Source organism: Kitasatospora sp. NPDC091207 (assembly GCF_044768625.1).
GTDB lineage: Bacteria > Actinomycetota > Actinomycetes > Streptomycetales > Streptomycetaceae > Kitasatospora.
On sequence record NZ_JBIVVS010000003.1, the window covers coordinates 441136 to 464383 of the forward strand.

20 protein-coding genes and 1 pseudogene are annotated in these 23248 nt (G+C 72.9%); 19 read left to right on the top strand and 2 right to left on the bottom strand.

The window, feature by feature from the left end:
• The first annotated feature begins 10 nt into the window (after positions 1-10).
• On the top strand, positions 11-670 hold the full coding sequence (locus ACIQTO_RS09530; RefSeq protein ID WP_402385136.1) for a trimeric intracellular cation channel family protein: 660 nt from the start codon (positions 11-13) through the stop codon (positions 668-670).
• Here the strand turns inward: ACIQTO_RS09530 and ACIQTO_RS09535 are convergent.
• On the bottom strand, positions 606-1361 hold the full coding sequence (locus ACIQTO_RS09535) for an IclR family transcriptional regulator (protein ID WP_402385139.1): 756 nt from the start codon (positions 1359-1361) through the stop codon (positions 606-608). The two genes, ACIQTO_RS09530 and ACIQTO_RS09535, sit on opposite strands and share 65 nt — an antisense overlap.
• A 273-nt stretch (positions 1362-1634) precedes the next feature.
• Between ACIQTO_RS09535 and ACIQTO_RS09540 the strand changes: the two genes are divergently transcribed.
• Positions 1635-2819: a cysteine desulfurase family protein gene (locus ACIQTO_RS09540; protein ID WP_402385142.1), complete on the top strand. Its 1185-nt coding sequence runs from the start codon at positions 1635-1637 to the stop codon at positions 2817-2819.
• A 47-nt stretch (positions 2820-2866) separates the two neighbouring features.
• Positions 2867-4003, top strand: coding sequence for a tRNA 2-thiouridine(34) synthase MnmA (mnmA, locus tag ACIQTO_RS09545; RefSeq protein WP_402385145.1), 1137 nt, complete (start codon positions 2867-2869; stop codon positions 4001-4003).
• 55 nt (positions 4004-4058) lie between these two features.
• On the opposite strand, the gene ACIQTO_RS09550 is transcribed toward mnmA, so the two are convergent.
• On the bottom strand, positions 4059-4787 hold the full coding sequence (locus ACIQTO_RS09550) for a hypothetical protein (protein ID WP_402385148.1): 729 nt from the start codon (positions 4785-4787) through the stop codon (positions 4059-4061).
• Here ACIQTO_RS09550 and ACIQTO_RS09555 point away from each other — a divergent pair.
• The 16 genes and pseudogenes from ACIQTO_RS09555 to ACIQTO_RS09630 all read left to right on the top strand — a co-directional run bounded on the left by ACIQTO_RS09555 (position 4740) and on the right by ACIQTO_RS09630 (position 22890).
• Positions 4740-5801 (top strand): hypothetical protein, encoded by a 1062-nt coding sequence (locus tag ACIQTO_RS09555; protein WP_402385151.1) that lies wholly within the window; start codon positions 4740-4742, stop codon positions 5799-5801. The two genes, ACIQTO_RS09550 and ACIQTO_RS09555, sit on opposite strands and share 48 nt — an antisense overlap.
• Positions 5802-5813: 12 nt before the next feature.
• Positions 5814-6362: an NUDIX hydrolase gene (locus ACIQTO_RS09560; protein ID WP_402385154.1), complete on the top strand. Its 549-nt coding sequence runs from the start codon at positions 5814-5816 to the stop codon at positions 6360-6362.
• A 245-nt stretch (positions 6363-6607) separates the two neighbouring features.
• A complete protein-coding gene (locus tag ACIQTO_RS09565) occupies positions 6608-7633 on the top strand; it encodes a hypothetical protein (protein ID WP_402385269.1) in 1026 nt (341 codons plus the stop codon).
• Positions 7548-8048, top strand: a complete 501-nt coding sequence (locus ACIQTO_RS09570) for an NUDIX hydrolase (RefSeq protein WP_402385258.1) — start codon at positions 7548-7550, stop codon at positions 8046-8048. The genes ACIQTO_RS09565 and ACIQTO_RS09570 overlap by 86 nt, the downstream gene beginning before the upstream one ends.
• A 54-nt stretch (positions 8049-8102) precedes the next feature.
• On the top strand, positions 8103-8690 hold the full coding sequence (locus tag ACIQTO_RS09575; protein WP_402385157.1) for a Uma2 family endonuclease: 588 nt from the start codon (positions 8103-8105) through the stop codon (positions 8688-8690).
• A 70-nt stretch (positions 8691-8760) separates the two neighbouring features.
• A complete protein-coding gene (locus ACIQTO_RS09580; RefSeq protein WP_402385159.1) occupies positions 8761-9285 on the top strand; it encodes a TIGR00730 family Rossman fold protein in 525 nt (174 codons plus the stop codon).
• A gap of 13 nt (positions 9286-9298) precedes the next feature.
• Complete coding sequence (locus tag ACIQTO_RS09585; RefSeq protein WP_402385162.1) at positions 9299-9988, top strand: SDR family oxidoreductase; 690 nt, start codon at positions 9299-9301, stop codon at positions 9986-9988.
• Positions 9989-10049: 61 nt separating this feature from the next.
• Positions 10050-11078, top strand: coding sequence for a methionine synthase (locus ACIQTO_RS09590; RefSeq protein WP_402385165.1), 1029 nt, complete (start codon positions 10050-10052; stop codon positions 11076-11078).
• Between the two features lie 22 nt (positions 11079-11100).
• Complete coding sequence (gene ligA, locus ACIQTO_RS09595) at positions 11101-13386, top strand: NAD-dependent DNA ligase LigA (protein ID WP_402385261.1); 2286 nt, start codon at positions 11101-11103, stop codon at positions 13384-13386.
• Positions 13387-13758: 372 nt separating this feature from the next.
• A pseudogene (locus tag ACIQTO_RS09600) lies at positions 13759-15547 on the top strand (putative bifunctional diguanylate cyclase/phosphodiesterase); the annotation flags it as partial.
• 116 nt (positions 15548-15663) lie between these two features.
• Positions 15664-15960, top strand: a complete 297-nt coding sequence (gene gatC, locus ACIQTO_RS09605) for an Asp-tRNA(Asn)/Glu-tRNA(Gln) amidotransferase subunit GatC (protein ID WP_035797834.1) — start codon at positions 15664-15666, stop codon at positions 15958-15960.
• Positions 15961-15966: 6 nt separating this feature from the next.
• The gene (gatA, locus tag ACIQTO_RS09610) at positions 15967-17460 is read left to right on the top strand and encodes an Asp-tRNA(Asn)/Glu-tRNA(Gln) amidotransferase subunit GatA (RefSeq protein ID WP_402385169.1); all 1494 of its coding nucleotides are present in this window, start codon (positions 15967-15969) and stop codon (positions 17458-17460) included.
• Entirely contained in the window at positions 17457-17714 is a 258-nt protein-coding gene (locus ACIQTO_RS09615; RefSeq protein WP_402385172.1) for a hypothetical protein, read from the top strand. Before gatA ends, ACIQTO_RS09615 begins: the two co-directional genes overlap by 4 nt.
• A gap of 79 nt (positions 17715-17793) precedes the next feature.
• Complete coding sequence (gene gatB / locus ACIQTO_RS09620; protein WP_402385174.1) at positions 17794-19305, top strand: Asp-tRNA(Asn)/Glu-tRNA(Gln) amidotransferase subunit GatB; 1512 nt, start codon at positions 17794-17796, stop codon at positions 19303-19305.
• A gap of 256 nt (positions 19306-19561) precedes the next feature.
• On the top strand, positions 19562-19720 hold the full coding sequence (locus ACIQTO_RS09625) for a hypothetical protein (protein ID WP_402385177.1): 159 nt from the start codon (positions 19562-19564) through the stop codon (positions 19718-19720).
• Positions 19721-19851: 131 nt separating this feature from the next.
• Positions 19852-22890: an ATP-binding protein gene (locus tag ACIQTO_RS09630; protein ID WP_402385180.1), complete on the top strand. Its 3039-nt coding sequence runs from the start codon at positions 19852-19854 to the stop codon at positions 22888-22890.
• Positions 22891-23248: the final 358 nt, after the last annotated feature.

Here is a 23248-nt window from a genome sequence, read left to right on the forward strand (position 1 = left end):
TAGTTGTCCGGTGACATCGCAGATCTTCCCCTCCCACGTGCAGCAGAGCCTGGACCTGGTCGGCATCTTCGTCTTCGCCCTCTCCGGCGGGCTGCTGGCCGTGCGCAAGAACATGGACATCTTCGGGATCTGTGTGCTGGCGGAGGTGACCGCGCTGGGTGGCGGGGTCATGCGGGACCTCGTCATCGGGGCCACCCCGGTGGCGGCCTTCTCCAACCTGGGCTACTTCAGCACGCCGCTGGTGGCCGGTCTGGTGGTCTTCTTCCTGCACCCCGAGGTCGAGCGGATCAACCGCGCGGTGCAGACCCTGGACGCGCTCGGCCTCGGGCTGTTCTGCGTCACCGGGACGGCCAAGGCGCACGACTACGGCCTCGGCGCGGTGGCCGCGATGGCCCTCGGCATGGTGACGGCGGCCGGCGGCGGTGTGATGCGCGACATGCTCGCCGGCGAGATCCCCTCGCTGCTCCGCTGGGACCGGGAGATCTACGCCGTCCCGGCCCTGGTCGGCTCGGCGCTGGTGGTGCTGCTGATCGGCCTCGACCGGCTGACCGCGCTCACCGGCACGGCGGCCGCGCTGACCGCCTTCGTGCTGCGGATGCTCGCCCTCAAGTACGGCTGGCGCGCACCGCGGGCTTGGCACCGCAACGGTTCTCGCACCAGCGAGGAGTAGGCGAGCCCCCGTACGCCAGCGAGATCGCCTCGGCGGTGCAGAGCAGTTCGGGCAGCAGCCGGACCAGCTCGACCGGCGGCACCCGGTCGGTCGGGGCGCTGATCGCACAGGCCGCGACCGGCCGCCCGGCACTGCCGGCCACCGGGGCGGCCACACAGGCCACCGCCTCCCGGTGCTCCGCCGACTCGGCCGCCCAGCCCTGGCGGCGGACGGCGGCCAGCTCGACGGGCAGGTCGTCGTCGTCCTCGTCGCCGGGCAGACCGGCCAGCAGGACCCGGCCGATCGCGGTGCCGGCCGCCGGGGCGCGCCGCCCGATCCGGGTCGGCCGGGCGGTGTCGTGGCCCGGTCCGCGCCCGGCCAGCTCGTCCAGGTAGAGGACCTCGCCGTCCTGGAGGACGGCGAGCTGGACGGTCAGGCCGCAGCGCCGGTTGAGGGCGGCCAGGTAGGGCGCCGCGATCTGGCGGACGTCGATCTCCTCCAGCGCCCGGTGGGCGAGCGAGAGGACGCGGCCGCCGAGCCGGTAGCGCCGGTCGGACTGACGGTGGACGAAGCCGTGCTCCTCCAGGGTGCGCAGCAGCCGCAGCGCGGTGGACTTGTGCACGCCGATGCTGGTCGCGGCCTGGTCGAGGGTGACCGGGCCGTCGCCGAGGGACCCGAGGAGGGTGAGGGCGCGGTCGACCGACTGCGACATTGCGCCCCCAGTCCTGGTCCGGTGCGGCCGATTGCAGTGGCCGACAGGCTAACCGTTCGCCCCGGCGGCAGACCAACGAGCCCCCGGACGTCCGGGCTTGGCCACCGGGCACCCGGGTCGTCCGGCGGCCGCCGGGTGGCGGGGGAGCGGCCGTCCGGTGGCAGGCGGATGGCGGACGGTTGGCCGGATCGGGGCGTTTGCGCGCGGTGCGCGGCGCCCGGATCCCTCCGGTGGCCCGAGTGCCGTGCGGCTGCCCTCTACAATCGGATGGTTATGCCATACCTGGACCATGCGGCGACCACGCCGATGCTGCCCGAGGCGATCGCCGCGATGAGCGCGCACCTGGGGATCGTCGGCAACGCCTCCTCCCTGCACGCCGCCGGCCGCCGGGCCCGCCGCGTGGTCGAGGAGTCCCGCGAGTCGCTGGCGGAGTCGCTGGGCGCCCGCCCGAGCGAGATCGTGCTCACCGGCGGCGGCACCGAGTCCGACAACCTGGCCGTCAAGGGCCTGTACTGGGCCCGGCGGGGGGTCGACCCGGCCCGGACCCGGGTGCTGTGCAGCCCCGTCGAGCACCACGCCGTCCTGGACGCGGTGCACTGGCTCTCCGAGCACGAGGGCGCCCGGGTCGACTACCTGCCGGTGGACGGCTACGGCCGGGTCCACCCGGCGGCGCTGCGCGAGGCGATCGAACGCGACCCCGCCTCGGTCGCGCTGGTCACCGTGATGTGGGCCAACAACGAGGTCGGCACCATTCAACCGGTCGCCGAACTCGCCGCGGTGGCAGCCGAGTTCGGCATCCCGATGCACGCCGACGCGGTCCAGGCGCTCGGTCAGGTGCCGGTCTCCTTCGCGGAGTCCGGGCTCACCGCACTCACCGTCACCGGCCACAAGGTCGGCGGCCCCTACGGCATCGGCGCGCTGCTGCTGTCGCGCGGGGCCACCCCCGTCCCGCTGCTGCACGGCGGCGGCCAGGAGCGCGACGTCCGCTCCGGCACGCTCGACGCGCCGGCCACCGCGGGCTTCGCCACCGCCGCGGCGCTCGCGGTCGAACGGCGGGACGAGCACGCGGCCGTGCTCGGCGCGCTGCGGGACGAACTGATCGCCTCGGTGCTGGCCGGCGTCCCGGACGCGGTGCTCAACGGCGACCCGGCGGCGCAGGGCCGGCTGCCCGCCAACGCGCACTTCTCCTTCCCCGGCTGCGAGGGCGACGCGCTGCTGATGCTGCTCGACGCCCAGGGCATCGAGTGCTCGACCGGCTCGGCCTGCTCGGCGGGGGTGCCGCAGCCCAGCCACGTCCTGCTGGCGATGGGCGTCGACCCGCTGCTGGCCCGCGCCTCGCTGCGGTTCTCGCTCGGCCACACCTCCACCCGGGAGGACGTCACCGCGCTCGCCGGGGCCATCGCGCCGGTGGTCCAGCGCGCCCGCAACGCGGGGCTGGCGGCGGCCGCGAGGCGCTGAACATCCCGGTCGTGGGTCCGCCGTGACCACGTACTCTTGTTGGCATCATGACTGACTTCCCCGGTGCCCCGACCGCCCCGTCCACTGGCCGCCTCCGTGTGCTCGCGGCGATGTCCGGCGGGGTGGACTCCGCCGTCGCCGCGGCCCGCGCCGCCGAAGCCGGGCACGAGGTGACGGGCGTGCACCTGGCACTGTCGGCGAACCCGCAGTCCTTCCGCACCGGCGCCCGCGGCTGCTGCACCATCGAGGACTCCCGCGACGCCCGCCGGGCGGCCGACGTGATCGGCATCCCGTTCTACGTCTGGGACCTCGCCGAGCGGTTCCGCGAGGACGTCATCGACGACTTCGTCGCCGAGTACGCGGCCGGCCGGACCCCGAACCCCTGCCTGCGCTGCAACGAGAAGATCAAGTTCGCCGCGCTGCTGGACAAGGCGATCGCGCTCGGCTTCGACGCCGTCTGCACCGGCCACTACGCCCGGATCGTCGACCTGCCCTCCGGTGAGCGCCAGCTGCACCGCGCGGTGGACGGCGCCAAGGACCAGTCCTACGTGCTCGGCGTGCTCGACGCCGACCAGCTCGCCCACTCGCTCTTCCCGCTCGGCGACACCACCAAGGACGTCATCCGCGAGGAGGCCGAGCGCCGCGGCCTGGCCGTCGCCAAGAAGCCCGACAGCCACGACATCTGCTTCATCGCGGACGGCGACACCCAGGGCTTCCTGGCCAAGCACCTCGGCACCGCCACCGGCGACATCGTCGACGCGGACGGCACCAAGCTCGGCGAGCACGACGGTGCGTACGGCTTCACCATCGGCCAGCGCAAGGGCCTGCGGATCGGCCGCCCGGCCGCCGACGGCAAGCCGCGCTACGTCCTCGACATCTCCCCGGTGAACAACACCGTCACCGTCGGTCCGGTCGAGGGCCTGGACGTGACGGCCCTGACCGCGATCCGCCCGCGCTGGTGCGGCACCGAGGCGCTCGCCGACGGCCGCTACACCGCCCAGCTCCGCGCCCACGGCGAGGAGGTCCCGGTCAGCGCCTCGGTCGTCGACGGCGAGCTGCACGTGCGCCTGGACGCCGCGGCGCGCGGCATCGCCCCCGGCCAGGCCGTGGTGCTCTACGACGGCACCCGCGTCATCGGCTCCGCCACCATCGCGACCACGGAGCGCCGGGCGGTCACCGCGTAGTCTCCGGTCTTCGGGGCCCGGCCGTCCGCACCGGACGGCCGGGCCCCCGTGCGTGTCACGCGTGCTGCGGAACGGGATGGTCCGGGGAGTCCAACCAGATGCGCTGCCCGTCCGTGGTGACGGTCAGGCCGAACCGCTCGTACCCGGGGCGGCCCTGGTCGGCCCACCACCGGTAGGTGGTGGCCACCTCGTCCCACAGTTTGCGGGGGCCGGACTGGTACACCTCGTATTCCGTGCGGCCCCGCTCGTAGTCGGCAGAGGCCCACGACAGGGTGTCCCGGCTGTAGAGCCACAGCGTGTACGCGCCGTCCTCGTAGCGCTCCGCGCGCCAGAACGCGCCGGGTACGCCCGCCCCGATGACGAACTGCTCGAACCACCCGCCCGTGTCCGGCGGGGCGAGGGCGGTCGTGTTCCTCACCCCGTCGGCCGGCCACTCCTGCCCGTGCAGGTAGTCCTCGAAGGGCGGCCGGTCCGTGCGCTGCTGGCGCAGCCGCATGAACGCCGAACTCCGGGTGAACCTGCCGCTCGCGCCGGTCCCGTCGTCGTTCACGGTCAGCCGGACGATCTGCTCGCCGCCGTACTCGGTGCCGAACGGGACGACGGCGATCCCGCCGGGGGCCGTCTGCTCCAGCCACACCGGAGGGATCTCCAGCAGGGAGCACGTGGCGATGACCCGGTCGTACGGAGCGCCCTCGGCCCAACCCGCCTCGCGGCCGGTGGTCGCACGGTGTCCAGCATGGATGTCATTGAACGCATCGCCGATGGCCTCCGGATCCCCGGGCACATGCTGGGCCTCGCGGACCGACCGTGGGAGGCACCGTCCGGGCCGGAGGTCTACCGAGTCGCCGCGGTGCCAGAGACCTGGGAAGTACTCGACGTGCTCAGCCGCTCGACGGCGTCCGACGCTGCACTTGCGCACCTTGAGGCTGCGGTCGCTGATGTTGCTTACCGTTACCCGGTGACGCCGCCAGCAGAGTCGGTTCCTGTCCTCCAGCGGCAGCTTGTTGGCGTGCACGAGCTGCTCGGGCGCCCGCAGTCGATTGCCGCCCGGCGTCGGTGTGTACAGATACTGGCCGTCGTCTCAGGTCTGCTCGGGCTCGCCAACCATGACCTCGGCGACCGGGGGCGTTCGGACGCCCACTTTCACCTCGGCCGCGTCGCTGCGGGCGAGGGGGAGGGCGACGAGCTGACGGCGTGGCTGCTGACCATGCAGTCCATCGTCGAGTACACGGCCGGCCGCCAGGTGCACGCTGCTGAGCTTCTACGGCAGGCGGCAGCCCTGGCCGAGGTCGCCAGCCCTCGGCGCCGTGCGTGGGTCACAGCGAACTACGCGCGGGCGCTGGCCGCGAGGGGCGACCGGGAGGAGGCTCTTGTGGCCCTTGACCAAGCCGCCCACCTGATCGACACCGCCGACGACGATCCCATCGGAGGCCTCGACTTCTTCACCGGCCCGAGACTGGATGGCCTCGCTGGGGAGACGTATGCGCACCTCGGCGAGCTCGAAGCTGCTGCCGGCCTGCTGGAAGCAGCCATCGGGCGCCGCGCCGAGGTCGACGTCAAGGGTCGCTCTGTGCTCACCGTCGACCTCGCCGAGTGCCGTCTGGGTCAGGGCGACCTTGACGCGGCGTGCGCGTTGGCGCATGCCGCGTTCGATCTCGCCGGGGGGACCGTCGTCCAACCGCTCATCCTGCGCGCCCGCACGTTCCAGACCGCTCTCGGCCCGTGGCGGTCCGCAGGCCAGGCACGGGAGCTCGCGGCGCGCGTGAGAGAGTCGGAGTACCAGCTCGCACGCGCGTGAGGAGGGCCCGGAATGGAGTGGGCGTCGTACGGTCGGCGGCGGGTCTACGACTCTCCGTGGGTCGAGGTGTGGCTGGATGACGTGGACATCCCGGGCGTGGGTCGGATCGATCACCACGTCATTCGCATGCCCAAGCCGTCGGTGACCTCGGTCGTCACCAACGAAGCCGGCGAGTTCCTACTGATCTACCGGCATCGGTTCATCACGGGTCGATGGGGCTGGGAGGTACCGGCCGGGTGGGTGGACGCCGGCGAGGAGCTCGCCGAGGCGATCGCGCGCGAGGTCGAGGAAGAGACCGGTTGGCGGCCGGGGCGCGTGGAGCCGCTCACCGAGTACGACGCGCTCGCCGGCATCTCGACGATGCACTTCACCGCTTTCCACGTCACCGGCTGCACGAGGCTCGGCGAGCCGGTCGACGTGTCCGAAGCGACTCGGGTCGAGTGGCTGCCAGAGGCCGAGGTCGTGAGACTTCTGACCAGCGGGGGTATCCCGGACGGCCCGTCGCACGCGGCTCTCTCCTTCTACCTCGGGCCGTACCGGATCGCTCACGGAAAAGCCTGAGGGCGCGGAGAACCCACCTCGCGTAGCAGCCTGGATGCGCGAATACTCACCGCAGCGAATCTATGACTGTCCGTCAAATCTGCTGCTCGCTTGGCATAAAATGAAATGGCCACCGCCCCTTGGGCGGTGGCCATTTCCGCGCGTGCGTCTGTAACTTGGCGGTTCCGGCGCACGCACACAACACCTCGGCCAGTATGCCAGCCGTGCTGTCTTCCGGCTCGCATATCGGCCACGAAAGGTCGAACGTGCACGTCGTCACCACCGAGGCTCTTGCCCTCGCCCGTCCCACGGGCACCCCGCCCGCGAACGAGTTCCGGATCCGGGTCGGGCAGTGGATGCAGAGCGTCCCGACCGGCGGACCCTGGAAGTCCCTCGGGCCGTCCTTCGTCCTCTTCCTCCTGCACGCCGCGCAGAAGGCCGACGCGGACGGGACCAACCTCCACTGCCCGCCGTCCAACCTCTGGTTCTCCCGCGCCTGCCGGGTCTCCAAGGACTCCGTCCCCGGCTTCTACCGCGCCGCCGAGGCGGCCGGGGTCATGGCCCTGGTCCACGGCCCCTCCGGCGTCCGGGTGCGCGGCTACGCCGTCACCCTGCCCCTGGGCGGCGTCCCCGACTGGGACGCCGCCCTCGCCGTCCTGCGCGCCGACGCCCGGCGCGTCAAGCAGGAGTTGCTCCGCTGCGCCGCCGACAAGCCCGCACGTGCGGAGCCGGTGAGGTCCGCACGTGCGGTGTTGCCGCAGCCGCGCTGCGGCGAACGGAAGTCCGTACGTGCGGAGTCGGACCAGTCCGCACGTACGGGCTCGACCGTCCGCACGTGCGGACTGAACCAGGAAGTCCCTTACCAGGTAGAGGAGATGGTTGCTGTTGTGGTGACAGGTACCACTCCGCGCGCGAGCGAACAGCCCGCCCTGCCCGACGCCACGCACTGGGAGCGGATGACCGAGCACCTGCCGCTCGACCTCCGCGGGCCCGCCCGCGCCGTCCCGGGGGACGACCTGCTGCGCCGGGTCACCGCCATGGCCATCGAGACGGGCTGGGCCTCCCCGGGTTGGCTTGCCGCCCGACTGGCGTCCCACCGGCCGGCGAGCGCCCCCGACGCCGCCCCCGCGGACCGTCTCGCCGCAGGCCTGGTCGCCGTCCTGGGGGTCCTCTCGGACCGGCACGCCCGGGTGGGCCGGGGCTCGTATCCTCCTGTGCATGAGCCACCGCTCCGGGAAGCCCCGGTCGACGCCGCTCCACTCGGTGTCCGTCGCGGGAGCGGTCGTCCGTGAGGACGGCCGGGTGCTGGCGATCCGCCGGGCGGACAACGGCACCTGGGAGCCGCCCGGCGGCGTGCTGGAGCTGTCCGAGTCCGTCGAGGACGGGGTGCGGCGCGAGGTCTTCGAGGAGACCGGGATCAAGGTCGGCGTGGAGCGGCTGACCGGCGTCTACAAGAACGTGCCCCGGGGCATCGTCGCCCTGGTCTTCCGGTGCCACCCCGAGAGCGGCGCGGAGCGGCTCTCGGAGGAGTCCACGGCCGTCGCGTGGCTCACGCCGGGGGAGGTGTCCGAGCGGATGGCCGAGGTGTTCGCCGTGCGTGTGCTGGACGCGCTCCGCGAGGGCGGTGTCGCGCCGGCGGTCCGTGCCCACGACGGGAGCCGTCTTCTCGGCCGGCTGGGTGAGGACCGTCAGCACGATCAGGCATAGTGGACTGAGCTGTCCCGAGCCGCGCGACGTGCTGGGGAAGTGGAGCGGCCGAGAATGCCCGAGGCACCCTCCGGAGAGGACGGCATGACCTTCTACGAGCAGCACCGCGACTTCGTCGAGGAACTGGAGCGGATCGCCCCGGAAGGCGTCCGGATCGAGTGGTCCGGCGACACACTGATCATGCAGGCGTCGCCGTCGAACATCCATCAGCTCAATGTCGCCCAGGTGCGCAGGCAGTTCGAGCAGCACGCTCCCGACGGCTATCTGCCCAGCGAGCGCAGTGAGATCGTCAGCCCGGACGTATCCAAGGGGCGCGAGCCCGATCTGACCTACCTGCCGCTGACCGTTCTCTCCGAGCCGGGCAACAAGGCCCCTGCCGAGGAAGCTCTGATCGCGGTGGAGATCGTCTCGCCGTCCAATCCGGGCAACGACTGGATGGACAAGCTGCACGACTACGCCGTGATGCGCGTCCCGCTGTACCTGATCGTGGACCCGCGCCGGCAGACGGTGACGCTGTTCTCCGAGCCGGATCACGACCGGTACCACACCCGCAGCGACCGGAAGTTCGGCGACGCGATCGGCATCCCGGAGCCCTTCGGCTTCTCGCTGGGCCTGTCGGAGCTCGTCCCCTACCGGGACTGATCCGCTGAGGCGTTCGACCGGGTAATGCCGGTGAGAACGATCGCCGGGGCGTGATAGACCGGGGAGCACTATGAACATCACCGTTTTCTGCTCCGCGTACTCGCTCGACGACCGCTACACCGCCCCCGCCGCCGACTTCGCCCGACTGCTCGGGGAGGGTGGGCACACCCTGGTGTGGGGCGGCTCCCACGCCGGGCTGATGGGGCTGCTCGCCGACGGGGTGAAGGCGGCCGGGGGCCGGCTGGTCGGGGTCTCCGTCGAGCTGCTCCGGCACAAGGCGTACGAGGGCGCCGACGAGCTGATCACCACCGCCGACCTCGCCGAGCGCAAGGCGCAGTTGCTGATGCGCGCGGACGCGGTCGTCGTGCTGGTCGGCGGCCTCGGCACGCTGGACGAGGTCACCGAGGTGCTGGAGCTCAAGAAGCACGCGCTGCACGACAAGCCGGTGATCGTCCTGGACACCGAGGGCTTCTACGCGGGCCTGCGCACCCAGCTGGAGCGGATGGACGCCGAGGGCTTCCTGCCGCGCCCGCTGGCCGAGCTGATCACCTTCGCCGACACCCCGGCCCAGGTCTTCGCACAGCTCAAGGCCTGAGAGGATCACGGTCATGGCTGCACATCTGATCACCGGCGCGGGCTCCGGCATCGGCGCCGTCCTCGCCGAGCGCCTCGCCGAACGCGGGGACGACCTCTGGCTGCTGGCCCGCGACGCCCGCCGCGCCGCCGAACTGCGCGAACGCTTCCCCGGGGCGAACACCCTGGTGGGCGACCTCAAGGACCCGGCCAAGCTCTCCTGGGCCTTCGGCCACCAGGCGCTGCCGATCGAACTCGACTCGCTGCTGCACGTCGCGGGCGTCGTCGAGCTCGGCCAGGTCGGCGAGCTGCCGGTCAAGGCCTGGCAGGAGACCCTGAACGTCAACCTGGTCGCGCCCGCCGAGCTGACCCGCCTGCTGCTGCCCTCGCTGCGGCTGGTCAAGGGCCACGTCGTCTTCGTGAACTCCGGCGCCGGGCTGCGGGCCAGTGCCGAGTGGTCGGCGTACGCGGCGAGCAAGCACGGGCTGAAGGCGCTCGCGGACTCGCTGCGCCTGGAGGAGCACGGGCACGGCGTCCGGGTCACCTCGGTCTACCCGGGCCGCACCGCCACCGCGATGCAGGTCAAGGTGCACCAGCAGGAGGGCAAGGAGTACGCCGCCGACCGGTTCATCACGCCCGAGTCGGTGGCGAAGGCGGTCCTGGCCGCGCTCGACGCCTCCCGGGACGCGGAGATCACCGACATCACCGTCCGCCCGGGGGTGTGAGGCCGGGCACGGGAAGTCGGCCGGTCCGACTTCCCGTGCCGCGCGCACTAGGCTCGGGCGGGTGAGCAACGGACACTCTTTCCCCGACCTGCGTGGCGCTGCCACCGGTGTCGGATCGCTGCCCGGCACCGACGCGCGGGAGGCCGCCAGGACCTCCACCGGGGCGTTGGAGCAGCTGCCGTTCCTGCCCGAACTCCCCGCCCGCGGGCCGGGCGCCGACATGATCGGGCGCAGCGCCGGCCTGCTGGTCGAGCTGTTCGCGCAGACCGAACCCAGCGGCTGGCGCTTCACCGACCGCCCCGGCCGCGACACCCGGCGGGCCCGCGCCTGGCTCGGCGAGGACCTGGACGCCCTGGAGGAGTTCACCCAGGGCTACCGGGGCGCGCTCAAGGTGCAGGCCGTCGGGCCGTGGACGCTGGCCGCCACGATCGAGCTGAAGTACGGCGAGAAGGCGCTCGCCGACCGCGGCGCCTGCCGCGACATCGCCGGCTCGCTCACCGAGGGGCTGCGCCGCCACCTCGACGAGGTCCGCCGCCGGATTCCCGGCGCGGAGGTCGTGCTCCAGCTCGACGAACCCTCGCTGCCCGCCGTGCTGACCGGCGGGGTGAAGACCGCCAGCGGCTTCCAGCGGTTGCGCTCGGTCGACCGCCAGGTCGCCGAGGAGACATTGCGCGAGGTGATCCGCGGCGTGGACGTGCCGGTGGTGGTGCACTGCTGCGCGCCGGACGTGCCGCTCCCGCTGCTGCGCCGGGCCGGGGTGACCGGAGTCTCCCTGGACTTCTCGCTGTTGACGGAGCGTGAGGACGAGGAGCTCGGGGAGGCGATCGAGGCGGGCACCGTGATCCTCGCCGGTGTCGTCCCGTCCACCGACCGGTCCTCCGCTCAATCAACGGCACTGTCCGACCCGGCCGGTAGTGTCCAGGGTGTCAGGACGTTGTGGCGCAGGCTCGGGTTCGCCCCGGAGCTGCTGGGCCGCCGTGTGCTGGTGACGCCCACCTGCGGGCTGGCCGGGGCCTCCCCGGACCACGCGCGCAAGGCGCTGTCACTCAGCGTGAGGGCGGCCCAGAGCCTGGTGGACAACCCGGAATGAGAACGTAGGAGGGCTTGCGGTGGTGGCTGTCGAGGGCTGGGAGGACGTCCCGGCGGAGGTGCGCGGGCGGCACGCCGAGCTGGCGGCCGAGATCGAGGACCACCGCGCCCGGTACTACGAGCAGGACGCGCCGGTCGTCAGCGACGCCGAGTTCGACGCGCTGATGCGGACCTTGGAGGCGCTGGAGGCCGAGCACCCCGCCCTGCGCACCGCCGACTCGCCCAGCCAGAACGTCGGCGGCGCCCCCACCGGGCTGTTCGCCCCGGTCGAGCACCGGGAGCGGCTGCTCAGCCTCGACAACGCGATGGACGACGACGAGCTGGCCGCCTGGGCCGAGCGGGTCGCCACCGAGCTGCAGGGCATCGACTACCACTACCTCTGCGAGCTCAAGGTGGACGGCCTGGCCGTCAACCTCACCTACGAGAACGGCCAGTTGGTGCAGGCCGCGACCCGCGGGGACGGCCGGGTCGGCGAGGACATCACCGCCAACGTCCGCACCATCAAGGAGATCCCGCACCGGCTCAAGGGCGAGGACGTCCCCGCGCTGGTGGAGATCCGCGGCGAAGTGTACTTCCCGACCGACGCCTTCGAGGCGCTGAACGCCTCGTTCGCCGAGGAGAACGAGCGCCGCCGGCAGGAGAACGAGGAGCGCGCCAAGGAGGGCAAGCGGCCCCGCGCGATGATCCGGCTGTTCATGAACCCGCGCAACGCCGCCGCCGGCTCGCTGCGCCAGAAGGACGCGCTGGTCACCGCCTCCCGCCCGCTGCACATGGTGGTGCACGGCATCGGCGCCCGGGTCGGCTTCGACATCGACAACCAGTCGCACGCCTACCAGCTGCTGCACGACTGGGGCCTGCCGACCGCCCGGCACAACAAGGTGGTCGGCACGCTGGCGGAGGTCCGCGCCTTCATCGAGCACTTCGGCGAGCAGCGGCACTCGGTCGAGCACGAGATCGACGGCGTGGTGGTCAAGGTGGACGAGATCGCCCTCCAGGGGCGGCTCGGCGCGACCTCGAAGTCCCCGCGCTGGGCGATCGCCTGGAAGTACCCGCCGGAGGAGGTCACCGGCAAGCTGGCCGCGATCAAGGTCGGCATCGGCCGCACCGGCCGGGCCACCCCGTACGCGGTGCTGGCGGAGCCGGTGAAGGTGGCCGGGTCGATGGTCCAGTACGCGACGCTGCACAACCAGCAGGTGGTCAAGGCCAAGGACGTGCTGCTCGGCGACACCATCGTGCTGCGCAAGGCCGGTGACGTCATCCCGGAGATCCTCGGCCCGGTCTACGACCTGCGGGACGGCACCGAGCGGGAGTTCGTGATGCCGTCGCACTGCCACGAGTGCGGAGCCGAGCTGCGTCCGATGGCGGAGGGGGACATCGACCTGCGCTGTCCGAACGCGCAGTTCTGCCCGGCCCAGATCCGCGAGCGGATCGCCTTCCTCGGCGGCCGCTCCTCGCTGGACATCGAGGGCCTCGGCTACGTCGCGGCCACCGCGCTGACCCAGCCGCTGGAGCCGGCCGAGGCGCCGGTGCGCAACGAGGGCGACATCTTCGGCCTGACGGTGGACGCCCTGCTCCCGATCAGGGTGCTGGTGCGCGACCAGAAGACGGGGATGCCGAAGCTCGACGACGAGACCGGCGAGGAGAAGGAGGTGTCCTTCTTCGCGACCACCACCGGCGCGCCGAAGAAGAACACCGGATTGATGCTGGAGAACATCGAGAAGGCCAAGGACCGCCCGCTCTGGCGGTTCCTCAACGGCCTCTCGATCCGGCACGTCGGCCCGGTGGCCGCCCAGGACCTGGCCCGGGAGTTCCGCGACCTGGACGCGATCTTCGCGGCGAGCGAGGAGCGGCTGGCCGCCACCGAGGGGGTCGGGCAGGGCACGGCGCGTTCGATCATCGAGTGGTTCCAGGTGGACTGGCACCGGGAGATCCTGGAGAAGTGGCGCGCGGCCGGCGTCCGCTTCACCGAGGAGGCCGCCGAGGAGGACGGCGAGCGTCCGCTGGAGGGGCTGACGGTCGTGGTCACCGGCACGTTGGCCGGGCACACCCGGGACGGCGCCAAGGAGGCGCTGACCTCGCGCGGAGCGAAGGTGACCGGATCGGTGTCGAAGAAGACCGATTTCGTGGTCGCCGGTGACAATCCTGGCTCCAAATACGACAAGGCCGTTCAGCTCGGGTTGCCGGTCCTGGACGACGCGGGGTTCACGGTGCTGCTGGAGCAGGGGCCGGAGGCGGCGCGCAGGCACCTGGGCCTGCCCGAACCGGAGGCCGCCGCGGAGGCCGTCGAGCAGGCGCCGACCGAGGGGTGACCCGAACGCGGAGCCATTGAGTCCGTCTTGTTATCGTCCTGATGCAACGTCACCGGGTGCCGCGCGGTGAAAGCGGGCATTGTGTCACTGTGCGGCACCCGAAGGCGCTGGCGCGCTCCCGGTTGTCCGAAAGTCTGCCCGCCGGGCGGGCCCCGGAATACCCTGGAGCGCAACAGAATGTCAGCAGGGGTGGGGGCACCGGCTGAGCCGGTCTCCGCGGGGTCGCTCATGCCCGGCAGCTGCCGGCACCAGTACGGTGCCTCACCGTAAGGCGGCCTGACGGGGCGGGCCCGACGGAGGACAGGGCTTATGGATCGTACGACCGGCGGTGCGCCCACACGCCCGCCGCAGGGGGTGGCGGGTGCGGTCCTGCTGCTCGGTGTCCTGCTGGCCGGCGCCGCACCGCTCATCCCGCTGGCCGTCCTGGTCTACCGCTACGAGCCCGAGCTGCTGCCGCTGTTCGCGGTGCCGTTGGCCGTCCTGGTCGCGGCCTGGCGGATCGCCCGGGACCGGGCCCGCGACCAGCTCACCGACCCGCTGACGGACCTGCCCAACCGTCAGGCCCTGTTACTGGCCGCCCAGGAGGCCATCGCGGAGCACGAGCAGGGGTACAGCGTCGGCCTCATCCTGCTCGACCTCGACCGGTTCCGGTCGCTCAACGACACGCTCGGCCACACCGCCGGTGACCGGCTGCTGGTGCACATCGCCCGCCGGCTGCACCGGGCCCTGCGTTCCGGCGCGTCCGGCGGCGCCGGCCGGGAGACGATCGACGACGTCTTCGCCGGGATGCCCCGGGACTACCGGCGCGGCCGCCCGATGGTGGCCCGGATGGGCGGCGACGAGTTCGCCGTCCTGCTGCCCGGCGTCGGGTGCCCCAACACCCTGGAGCGGATCGCCAAGGCGCTGATCGCCGAGCTGGCCGCGCCGATCCGCCTCGACGGGCTGCTGCTCGTCCTGGAGGCCAGCGCCGGCGTCTGCGTCTACCCGCAGCACGCCCAGGACGCCGAGTCGCTGCTGCGCCGCGCCGACGTGGCGATGGGCCACGCCCAGCGCGGCTGCACCTCCGTCGAGCAGTACGACGAGGCGCAGGACGCCGACACGCCGTACCGGATCGGGCTGCTCGGCGATCTGCGGCGGGCGCTGGAGACCGGCGAGGTGCAGCTGCACTACCAGCCCAAGGTGGCCTTCGACGGCCGGGTGGTCGGGCTGGAGGCGCTGCTGCGCTGGGAGCGGCCCGGCCAGGGCAAGGTCTCGCCGGACGAGTTCGTCGGGCTCGCCGAGTCCAGCGGTCTGATGCCCCGGCTCACCGACTACGTGCTGGAGGCGGCCGTCGGCCAGCTCGCCTCCTGGCGCGAACAGGGCCTCCAGGTGCAGGTCGCGGTGAACGTCTCGCCGCGCGACGTGCTGAACCCCGGCTTCGCGCAGCGGGTCGCCGGGCACCTGGTCCGCCACCAGGTGCCGGCCCACGCACTCCAGCTGGAGATCACCGAGCGGCTGCTGCTGGACGACTCCCGGCGGGCCGCCGACACCCTGGCCGAGCTGCGCGGGTACGGCGTCGGCATGTCCCTGGACGACTTCGGGACCGGCCACTCCTCGCTGGTGCGGCTGCGCAGCCTGCCGGTCGGCGAGCTGAAGATCGACCGTTCCTTCGTCTCCCGGATGGTCGCCGACGACCACGACGCGGCCGTGGTCCGCTGCTCGGTGGAGCTGGCCCACTCGCTCGGCCTGACGGTGGTGGCCGAGGGCGTGGAGGACGACGAGACCTGGGAGCGGCTGCACCGGATGGGCGTGGACGCCGTCCAGGGCTGGCTGGTGTCGGCGGCCCTGCCGGCCGAGCAGGCCACCGCCTGGCTCCGGGTGCACCGCACCGGCGCCCCGCCGGTCGAGCGGCTCACCGCGGCCGCGCAACTGCCGCCGGTGATCCAGCCGGCGCTGCCGCCCGTCATCCCGCCGGTGCTGCCCCCGGTGGTCCAGGCGGCGCAGGCCGCCCAGCTGGAGATCCAGGCGCCGAGCACGCCGAGGTGGGTCCCGACCCGGCCGCAGTGACGAGACGCGGGTAGGGCGCCGGGGCCGTGCCGGGCCCCGTCCGGTCGCGGGAGCGGGCCGTCGTGACCGGCCCCCGGGGTCACTCGTTGGCCGGTGGCCGGGCCGGGCCCCATAGGATGGGGCCCACAGACCAAGAGGACGGGAGCGCCGAGCCGGCTGCTCCTGCCCGGGCCCGGCACCGCCTGACCGCGGCGCCGGGTCTCACCAGAACTCACCCTTGAGGATCGCTGCATGCCTGGCATCACGCGCGAGGAGGTCGCCCACCTCGCTCGGCTGTCGCGTCTTGAGTTGCAGGCCGAAGAGCTGGACCACTTCGCCGAGCAGCTCGACGTGATCATCGGCGCGGTCGCCCGCGTTTCCGAGGTCGCCGGACAGGACGTCCCGCCGACCTCCCACCCGCTCCCGCTGACCAACGTCATGCGGGCGGACGAGGTGCGACCGTCGCTCACCCCGGAGCAGGCGCTGTCGGGCGCCCCCGCCGCCGAGGAGCAGCGTTTCCGTGTGCCGCAGATCCTCGGGGAGGACTGACCGAAGATGACCGAGCTGATCAAGTACACCGCGGCCGAGACCGCGAGCGCCATCGCCAAGGGCGAGGTCTCCGCCGTCGAGGTCGCCCAGGCGCACCTGGACCGCATCGGTGCCGTCGACAAGAAGGTCAACGCCTTCCTGCACGTCGACACCGAGGGCGCGCTGAGCGCCGCCAGGGCCGTGGACGACAAGCGCGCCAAGGGCGAGGAGCTGGGCCCGCTGGCCGGCGTCCCGCTCGCGCTGAAGGACGTCTTCACCACCAAGGGCGTGCCGACCACCTGCGGGTCCAAGATCCTCGAAGGCTGGATCCCGCCGTACGACGCCACCCTGACCACGCGTCTCAAGGACGCCGGCGTGGTGATCCTCGGCAAGACCAACATGGACGAGTTCGCGATGGGCTCCTCCACCGAGAACTCCGCCTACGGCGCCACCGGCAACCCGTGGGACCTCAGCCGCATCCCCGGCGGCTCCGGCGGCGGCTCGGCCGCCGCGCTGGCCGCCTTCGAGGCCCCGCTGGCGATCGGCACCGACACCGGCGGCTCGATCCGCCAGCCCGGCGCCGTCACCGGCACCGTCGGCGTGAAGCCCACCTACGGGTCGGTCTCCCGCTACGGCCTGGTCGCGTTCTCCTCCTCGCTCGACCAGGGCGGCCCGTGCGCCCGCACCGTGCTCGACGCGGCGCTGCTGCACGAGGCGATCGCCGGCCACGACCCGCTGGACTCCACCTCGATCGACGCGCCCGTCCCGGCCGTGGTCGAGGCCGCCAAGCGGCGCGACGTGCGCGGCATGCGGATCGGCGTGGTCAAGGAGTTCGCCGGCGAGGGCTACCAGGCCGGCGTGATGCAGCGGTTCAACGAGTCCGTCGAGCTGCTGCGCGAGCTGGGCGCGGAGGTCGTCGAGGTCTCCTGCCCGTCGTTCACCCTGGCGCTGCCCGCGTACTACCTGATCGCGCCCAGCGAGGCCTCGTCCAACCTGGCCCGCTTCGACGCGATGCGCTACGGCCTGCGGGTCGGCGACGACGGCACCCGCTCGGCCGAGGACGTCACCGCCCTCACCCGCGAGGCCGGCTTCGGCCCCGAGGTGAAGCGCCGGATCATCCTCGGCACCTACGCCCTCTCCTCGGGCTACTACGACGCCTACTACGGCTCGGCCCAGAAGGTCCGCACGCTCATCTCGCGGGACTTCGACGCCGCCTTCGCCGGTGTGGACGTGCTGGTCTCCCCGACCACCCCGACCACCGCCTTCCCGATCGGCGAGCGCGCCGACGACCCGATGGCGATGTACCTGGCCGACCTCTGCACGATTCCGTCGAACCTCGCGGGCAACGCGGCCATGTCGCTGCCCTGCGGGCTGGCGCCGGAGGACAATCTCCCGGTCGGCCTGCAGATCATCGCACCCGCGATGGCGGACGACCGCCTGTACCGCGTGGGCGGCGCCGTCGAGGCCGCACTCAACGACAAGTGGGGGCACCCCCTGCTGGAGGAGGCACCGGCACTGTGAGCAAGATCGAGAAGGCCAAGGCCCCGACGTCCGTCAAGGGCTGGAAGCACAGCAAGCCCGGCCTGTGGCTGTCCATCGGCACCAGCGCGTTCGGCGCGGTCTCGATCGTCAAGGACGTGAAGAAGGCCCGCGGCGACAACGACACGCTCAAGCTCATCAACGCCCTGGTCGGTGCCGCGGCCCTGGTCACCGGCACCGCCCTGCTGGTGCGCGAGCTGCGCCGGCTGGGCGACGACGACGTGCTGCTGGGCTGAGAAAGCCCCCGGCCCGGCCGCGCACCCGCCGTGCGCGGCCGGGCCCGTACCTCCACAGACTTTTAGCGAAGGGGACGCTGTGAGCGTCATGAACCTGGTCTCCTACGAGGACGCTCTCGCGTCGTACGACCCGGTGATGGGCCTTGAGGTCCACGTCGAGCTCGGCACCAAGACCAAGATGTTCTGCGGTTGCTCGACCGAGCTGGGCGCCGAGCCGAACAGCCAGGTCTGCCCGACCTGTCTCGGCCTGCCGGGCTCGCTGCCGGTGGTCAACGCCATCGGCGTGGAGTCGGCGATCAAGATCGGCCTGGCGCTGAACTGCGAGATCGCCGAGTGGTGCCGGTTCGCCCGGAAGAACTACTTCTACCCGGACATGCCGAAGAACTTCCAGACCTCGCAGTACGACGAGCCGATCGCCTTCAACGGCTACCTCGACGTGCAGCTGGAGGACGGCTCGACCTTCCGGGTGGAGATCGAGCGCGCCCACATGGAGGAGGACACCGGCAAGTCCAGCCACGTCGGCGGCGCGACCGGCCGGATCCACGGTGCCACGCACTCGCTGCTCGACTACAACCGGGCCGGCATCCCGCTGATCGAGATCGTCACCAAGCCGATCGAGGGCGCCGGTGAGCGCGCCCCCGAGGTCGCCAAGGCGTACGTCGCCGAGCTGCGCGAGCTGATCAAGGCGCTGGGCGTCTCCGAGGCCCGGATGGACAAGGGCCAGATGCGCTGCGACGTCAACCTGTCGCTGCGCCCCAACGGCACCAAGACCTTCGGCACCCGCTCCGAGACCAAGAACGTCAACTCGCTGCGCAGCGTCGAGCGGGCCGCCCGGTTCGAGGTCCAGCGGCACGCCACGGTGCTGGGCGACGGCGGCACGATCGTCCAGGAGACCCGGCACTTCCACGAGGAGGACGGCAGCACCACCGCCGGCCGGATCAAGGACAACGCCGAGGACTACCGCTACTTCCCCGAGCCGGACCTGGTGCCGATCGCGCCGGCCCGCGCCTGGGTGGAGGAGCTGCGCGCCGGGCTGCCCGAGCTGCCGCGGGTGCGCCGGGCCCGGCTGCAGGCCGAGTGGGGCCTGACCGACAAGGACATGCAGTCGGTGCTGAACGCCGGCGCGGTCGAGCCGATCCTGGAGACCATCGCCGCCGGCGCCCCGGCCGACCAGGCGCGCAAGTGGTGGATGGGCGAGCTGGCCCGCCGGGCCAACGAGACCGGCACCGAGCTGAGCGAGCAGCCGATCACCCCGGCGCAGGTCGCCCGGGTCACCGCGCTGGTCGCCGAGGGCAAGCTGAACGACAAGCTGGCCCGTCAGGTCATCGAGGCCGTGCTGGCCGGCGAGGGCGAGCCGGACGAGGTCGTCGAGAAGCGCGGCCTGGCCGTCGTCTCGGACGACTCCGCGCTCGGTGCCGCCGTCGACGAGGCCATCGCCGGCAACGAGGCGATCGCCGCCAAGATCCGCGACGGCAAGGTCGCCGCGGTGGGCGCGCTGGTCGGCGCGGTCATGAAGGCCACCCGCGGCCAGGCCGACGCGGCCCGGGTGAAGGACCTCATCCTGGCGAAGCTCGGCGTGGAAGGGCAGTAGGCACTGCCTGGAGAAGCTCGGGGCCGGCTTGATTCGGCCAGGGTTTCCAAGGCATCTAAGGCTCTCTAAGGTGCCTTAGTGCGGTCAAGGCCCGGATTCACCCCCTAAGTGGGGTGGATCCGGGCCTTTGCCGTGTCCGGCACCCGTCCCTAAGGCTCCGGCCGCCCGGAACATGGGGCAAGGTGCCGATGTGGCGGACCCCCCTGGGAGAGGAGTCTTTACCTCAGAACGAGAGACCACCACGAGGGGAAACACCGTGTTCGAGTACGAGCTCATCCAGCAGCAGGTGCGGGAACTCCACGCCCAGGCCGACCACCAGCGCCTGGTCCGTGAGGCCAAGGCCGGCCGCCGCGGCCAGCGCCGGCTGCCCGTCCTCCGCTTCGAGCGCCGCGCCGCGCGCCTGAACGAGTGCTGACGGTCCGACACCCGGCCGGGGCCGGGGCGGAGATGGAAGGGGAGGTGCGATCCAGCACCTCCCCTTCCGGGCGTCCAGGGGCTGGGATAACCGATCGGCCCGGCCCGGCCGGTTATGGCATGCTCGCCTCCATGCAGCAGATATCGGTGAGTCCCGTCTTCGTCGGCCGCGGCAACGAGATCACCGAACTGACGGCGGCGCTGCGCCGGGCCGGGGAGGGGAAGCCGCAGGCCGTCCTGGTCGGCGGCGAGGCGGGCGTCGGCAAGACCAGGCTGCTGGAGGAGTTCCTCGGCCGGTCCTGCGCGGACGCGGGCGTGGTCACCACCGTCGGCGGCTGTCTGGAGGTCGGCGCCGAAGGGCTGCCGTACGCGCCGCTGGCCACCGCGCTGCGCCGGCTGCACCGGAGCCTGGGTGCCGAGCTGGAGGCCGCCGCCGCCGGCAGCGAGGGCCACCTCGCCCGACTGCTGCCCGACTTCGGCGAGGCCGACGGCGAACCCAACGACGAGTACGGCCGGGCCCGGCTGTTCGAGCACACCGCGAGGCTGTTCGAGCGACTCGGCACGGAGCGTACCCTCGTGCTCGCCGTCGAGGACCTGCACTGGTCCGACCGCTCCACCCGGGAGCTCTTCACCTACCTGGTCCGCACCCTGCACCGGGCCCGGGTCCTGCTGGTCGCCACCTACCGCACCGACGACCTGCACCGCCGGCACCCGTTGCGGCCCTTCCTCGCCGAGCTGGAGCGGCTGCGCACCGTCCAGCGGATGGAGCTGGAGCGGTTCGGTCCGGGCGAGGTGGCCGCGCAGCTGGCCGGCATCCTCGGCACCGCCGACCCCGACCGGCAGTTGGTCGACCGGATCCACCGCCGCTCCGAGGGCAACCCGTTCTTCGTCGAGGAACTCGCCACCGCCTTCCAGTCCGGCTGCTCGGCCGGGCTCACCGACTCGCTGCGGGACATCCTGCTGGTCCGGGTCGAGGCGCTGGACGAGGAGACCCAGCGGGTGCTGCGGATCGCGGCCGAGGGCGGCTCCTACGTCGAACACGCGCTGCTGGCCGCGGTGCTGGACGACGAGGAGGAGCTGATCGAGTCGCTGCGGGCGGCCGTCGGCGCCAACATCCTGCGCCCGGACACCGACGGGGACGGCTACCGGTTCCGGCACGCCCTGGTCCGGGAGGCGGTCTCGGACGACCTGCTGCCCGGCGAGCGCCACCGGATCAACCGGCGCTTCGCCACCGCCCTGGAGCAGCAGCCGCACCTGGTCGGCTGCGACGTCCGGCCGGCCCGGCTGGCCAACTACTGGTACCACGCGCACGATCCGGCGCGGGCCCTGCCGAGCGCGCTGGAGGCCGCCCGGGCCGCCCGCCGTCGCAACGCCTTCGCCGAGCAGCTGCGGATGCTGGAGCGCGCCCTGGAGCTGTGGGACGAGGTCTCCGAGGACGTCCTGGCGCACACCCTGCGCCCCTACGACTGGGCCGAGACCTACCCGCCCTGCTCCTGCGACGTGGCGACGCACGACACCGACTGCGAGCGGCTGCAACTGGTCGACGTCCTCGCCGAGGCGGTGGTCGCGGCCCGGCGCAGCGGGGACCGCGAGCGCGGGCTGAGCCTCTCCCGGCGGGCGCTGAAGCTGGTCGACGAGGCCAGGGACCCGGCCCGCGCCGCCTGGTTCCGGATGAACCGGGCCCGGATGTTCGGCCACCTCAACCGCTCCAAGGACCAGGACGAGGCGGCCTACGCCAGGCGGCTGGTCGAGCACCTGCCGCCATCCGCGGTCCAGGCCGAGGTGTTCGCGCTGAGCGCCGGCATCGCCATGCTGAACAGCCCCACCGGCGAGAGCGTCGAACTCGCCGAGCGGGCCGCGGCGATCGCCCGTGAGGTCGGGGCGCACGCCGTCGAGCAGCACGCCCGGATGACGCTCGGCACCCTGCGCAACGACCTGGGGAACGACCCCGAGGCCGCCATCACCGAGCTGACCGCGGCGCTCGCCGCCACCCGTGAACTCGGCGTCCCGGACCTCATGCTCCGCGGCCTCAACAACCTGGCCAGCCTGCTGCAGTCGCTCGGCCGGGCGGAGGAGGCGGTGGCGCTCGCCCGCGAGGGGCTGGAGGCGGCGGACGGCACCGGCCTGCTGCGCAACATCGGCACCCTGCTGCTCGGCAACCTCGCCGAGGCCCTGCTCGACCTCGGCCGGACCGAGGAGGCGGCCGAGCTGCTGGCCGGCGCCGAGCGCACCCAGCACCCGGGCAGCCACGCCGAGTTCCTCGACCGGCTGCGGGGCGAGCTGGCCCTGCTGCGCGGGGACCTCGCCTCGGCGGCCGGCATGCTGGCCCAGGCGCGGGCCTCGGACCGGGTCTGCCAGTTCCAGCACTCGGTGCCGATCTCCCGGCTCGCGGTGATGATCGCCGCCCGCGGCGGCCGCCCGCTGGACGCCCGGGCCGAACTGCTCGCCGTGATCGAGGGCCCGCTCCCCGCGGGGAACGAGGCCGCGCTCTACCCGCTGCTGGTGGACGGGGCCGCCGCCGAGGCCGACAGCCGGGGCCTGCCGGAAGCCGCCGCAGGCCGGGCCGAGGTGTTGGCCCGGATCGCCGAGGTGGCCGCCCTGCTGACCCCCAAGGCGCCGCTGCACCACGGCTGGGCCCGTCTGCTGGAGGCCGAACTGGCCCGGGCCGAGGGCCTGGACACCCCGGCGCGGTGGGCCGCCGCCGTCGAGGCGCTGCGGCCGACCGGGCTGCCCGGCCCGCTGGCGGCGGCGCTGCTGCGGGCCGGCGAGGCCGAGGTGCTGGCCGGTGACCGCGAGGCGGGGGCCGCCCTGCTCCGCGAGGCCCGGGTGCTGGCCCGGGCGCGGGCGGACACCGCGCTGCTGGCCGAGGTCACCGGCCTGGCCGAGCGGGCCGGCCTGGTGCTGACCGCCCGCGCGGCCGCGCCCGCCGGCCGGGCCCCGGTCGGCGACTCCTTCGGGCTCACCCCCCGTGAGCGGGACGTGCTCCGGTTGCTCGCCCGGGGCCGGACCAACCGGCAGATCGCGGAGGAGCTGTACATCTCGCCGAAGACCGCGAGCGTGCACGTCTCCAACATCCTCGGCAAGCTGGCGGTGACCGGCCGGGGCGAGGCCGGTGCGCTGGCGCACCGCCTGCGGCTCTTCCCGGACGAGCTGGTGCCGACCGGCCGCTGACCCGCGCCGCCGCCCGCGACCACCGCCCGGACCGGCCCGGACCGGCCGGTGGTCGCCGGACGCCACCGCGTGCTCCTGTGCGCGCTGCGTGAGCCCCCCTGTGCGCGCCCCCGCCAACCGGCCTGATCCGGCGGAATCGGGTGCATTTCCCTACCCCCGCACCATTACTCTAAGTTGAGTGTGCGTGTCATTGAGTGACCGAAGTGGTGTAGGGTCCCGAGTGGGAACATCGGTGCGGTGCGTCGGCCGGCAGGCCGCCCACCCCCTGGGCCGGCGCCCTGACGGGGCGCCAGGTCACCGCGTACGGCCACCAGGTGCGCGGCCGGTGGCCCGTGGCCGGGGCGCCAGGCCCCGGGCC

Coding starts and splice junctions, on each gene's coding strand:
- ACIQTO_RS09540 (WP_402385142.1), top strand. CDS start 1,635: ATGCCATACCTGGACCATGCGGCGACCACGCCGATGCTGCCCGAGGCG.
- ACIQTO_RS09580 (WP_402385159.1), top strand. CDS start 8,761: ATGAACATCACCGTTTTCTGCTCCGCGTACTCGCTCGACGACCGCTAC.
- ACIQTO_RS09575 (WP_402385157.1), top strand. CDS start 8,103: ATGCCCGAGGCACCCTCCGGAGAGGACGGCATGACCTTCTACGAGCAG.
- ACIQTO_RS09585 (WP_402385162.1), top strand. CDS start 9,299: ATGGCTGCACATCTGATCACCGGCGCGGGCTCCGGCATCGGCGCCGTC.
- gatA (WP_402385169.1), top strand. CDS start 15,967: ATGACCGAGCTGATCAAGTACACCGCGGCCGAGACCGCGAGCGCCATC.
- mnmA (WP_402385145.1), top strand. CDS start 2,867: ATGACTGACTTCCCCGGTGCCCCGACCGCCCCGTCCACTGGCCGCCTC.
- ACIQTO_RS09535 (WP_402385139.1), bottom strand. CDS start 1,361: ATGTCGCAGTCGGTCGACCGCGCCCTCACCCTCCTCGGGTCCCTCGGC.
- ACIQTO_RS09630 (WP_402385180.1), top strand. CDS start 19,852: ATGCAGCAGATATCGGTGAGTCCCGTCTTCGTCGGCCGCGGCAACGAG.
- ACIQTO_RS09560 (WP_402385154.1), top strand. CDS start 5,814: ATGGAGTGGGCGTCGTACGGTCGGCGGCGGGTCTACGACTCTCCGTGG.
- gatC (WP_035797834.1), top strand. CDS start 15,664: ATGCCTGGCATCACGCGCGAGGAGGTCGCCCACCTCGCTCGGCTGTCG.
- ACIQTO_RS09555 (WP_402385151.1), top strand. CDS start 4,740: ATGGATGTCATTGAACGCATCGCCGATGGCCTCCGGATCCCCGGGCAC.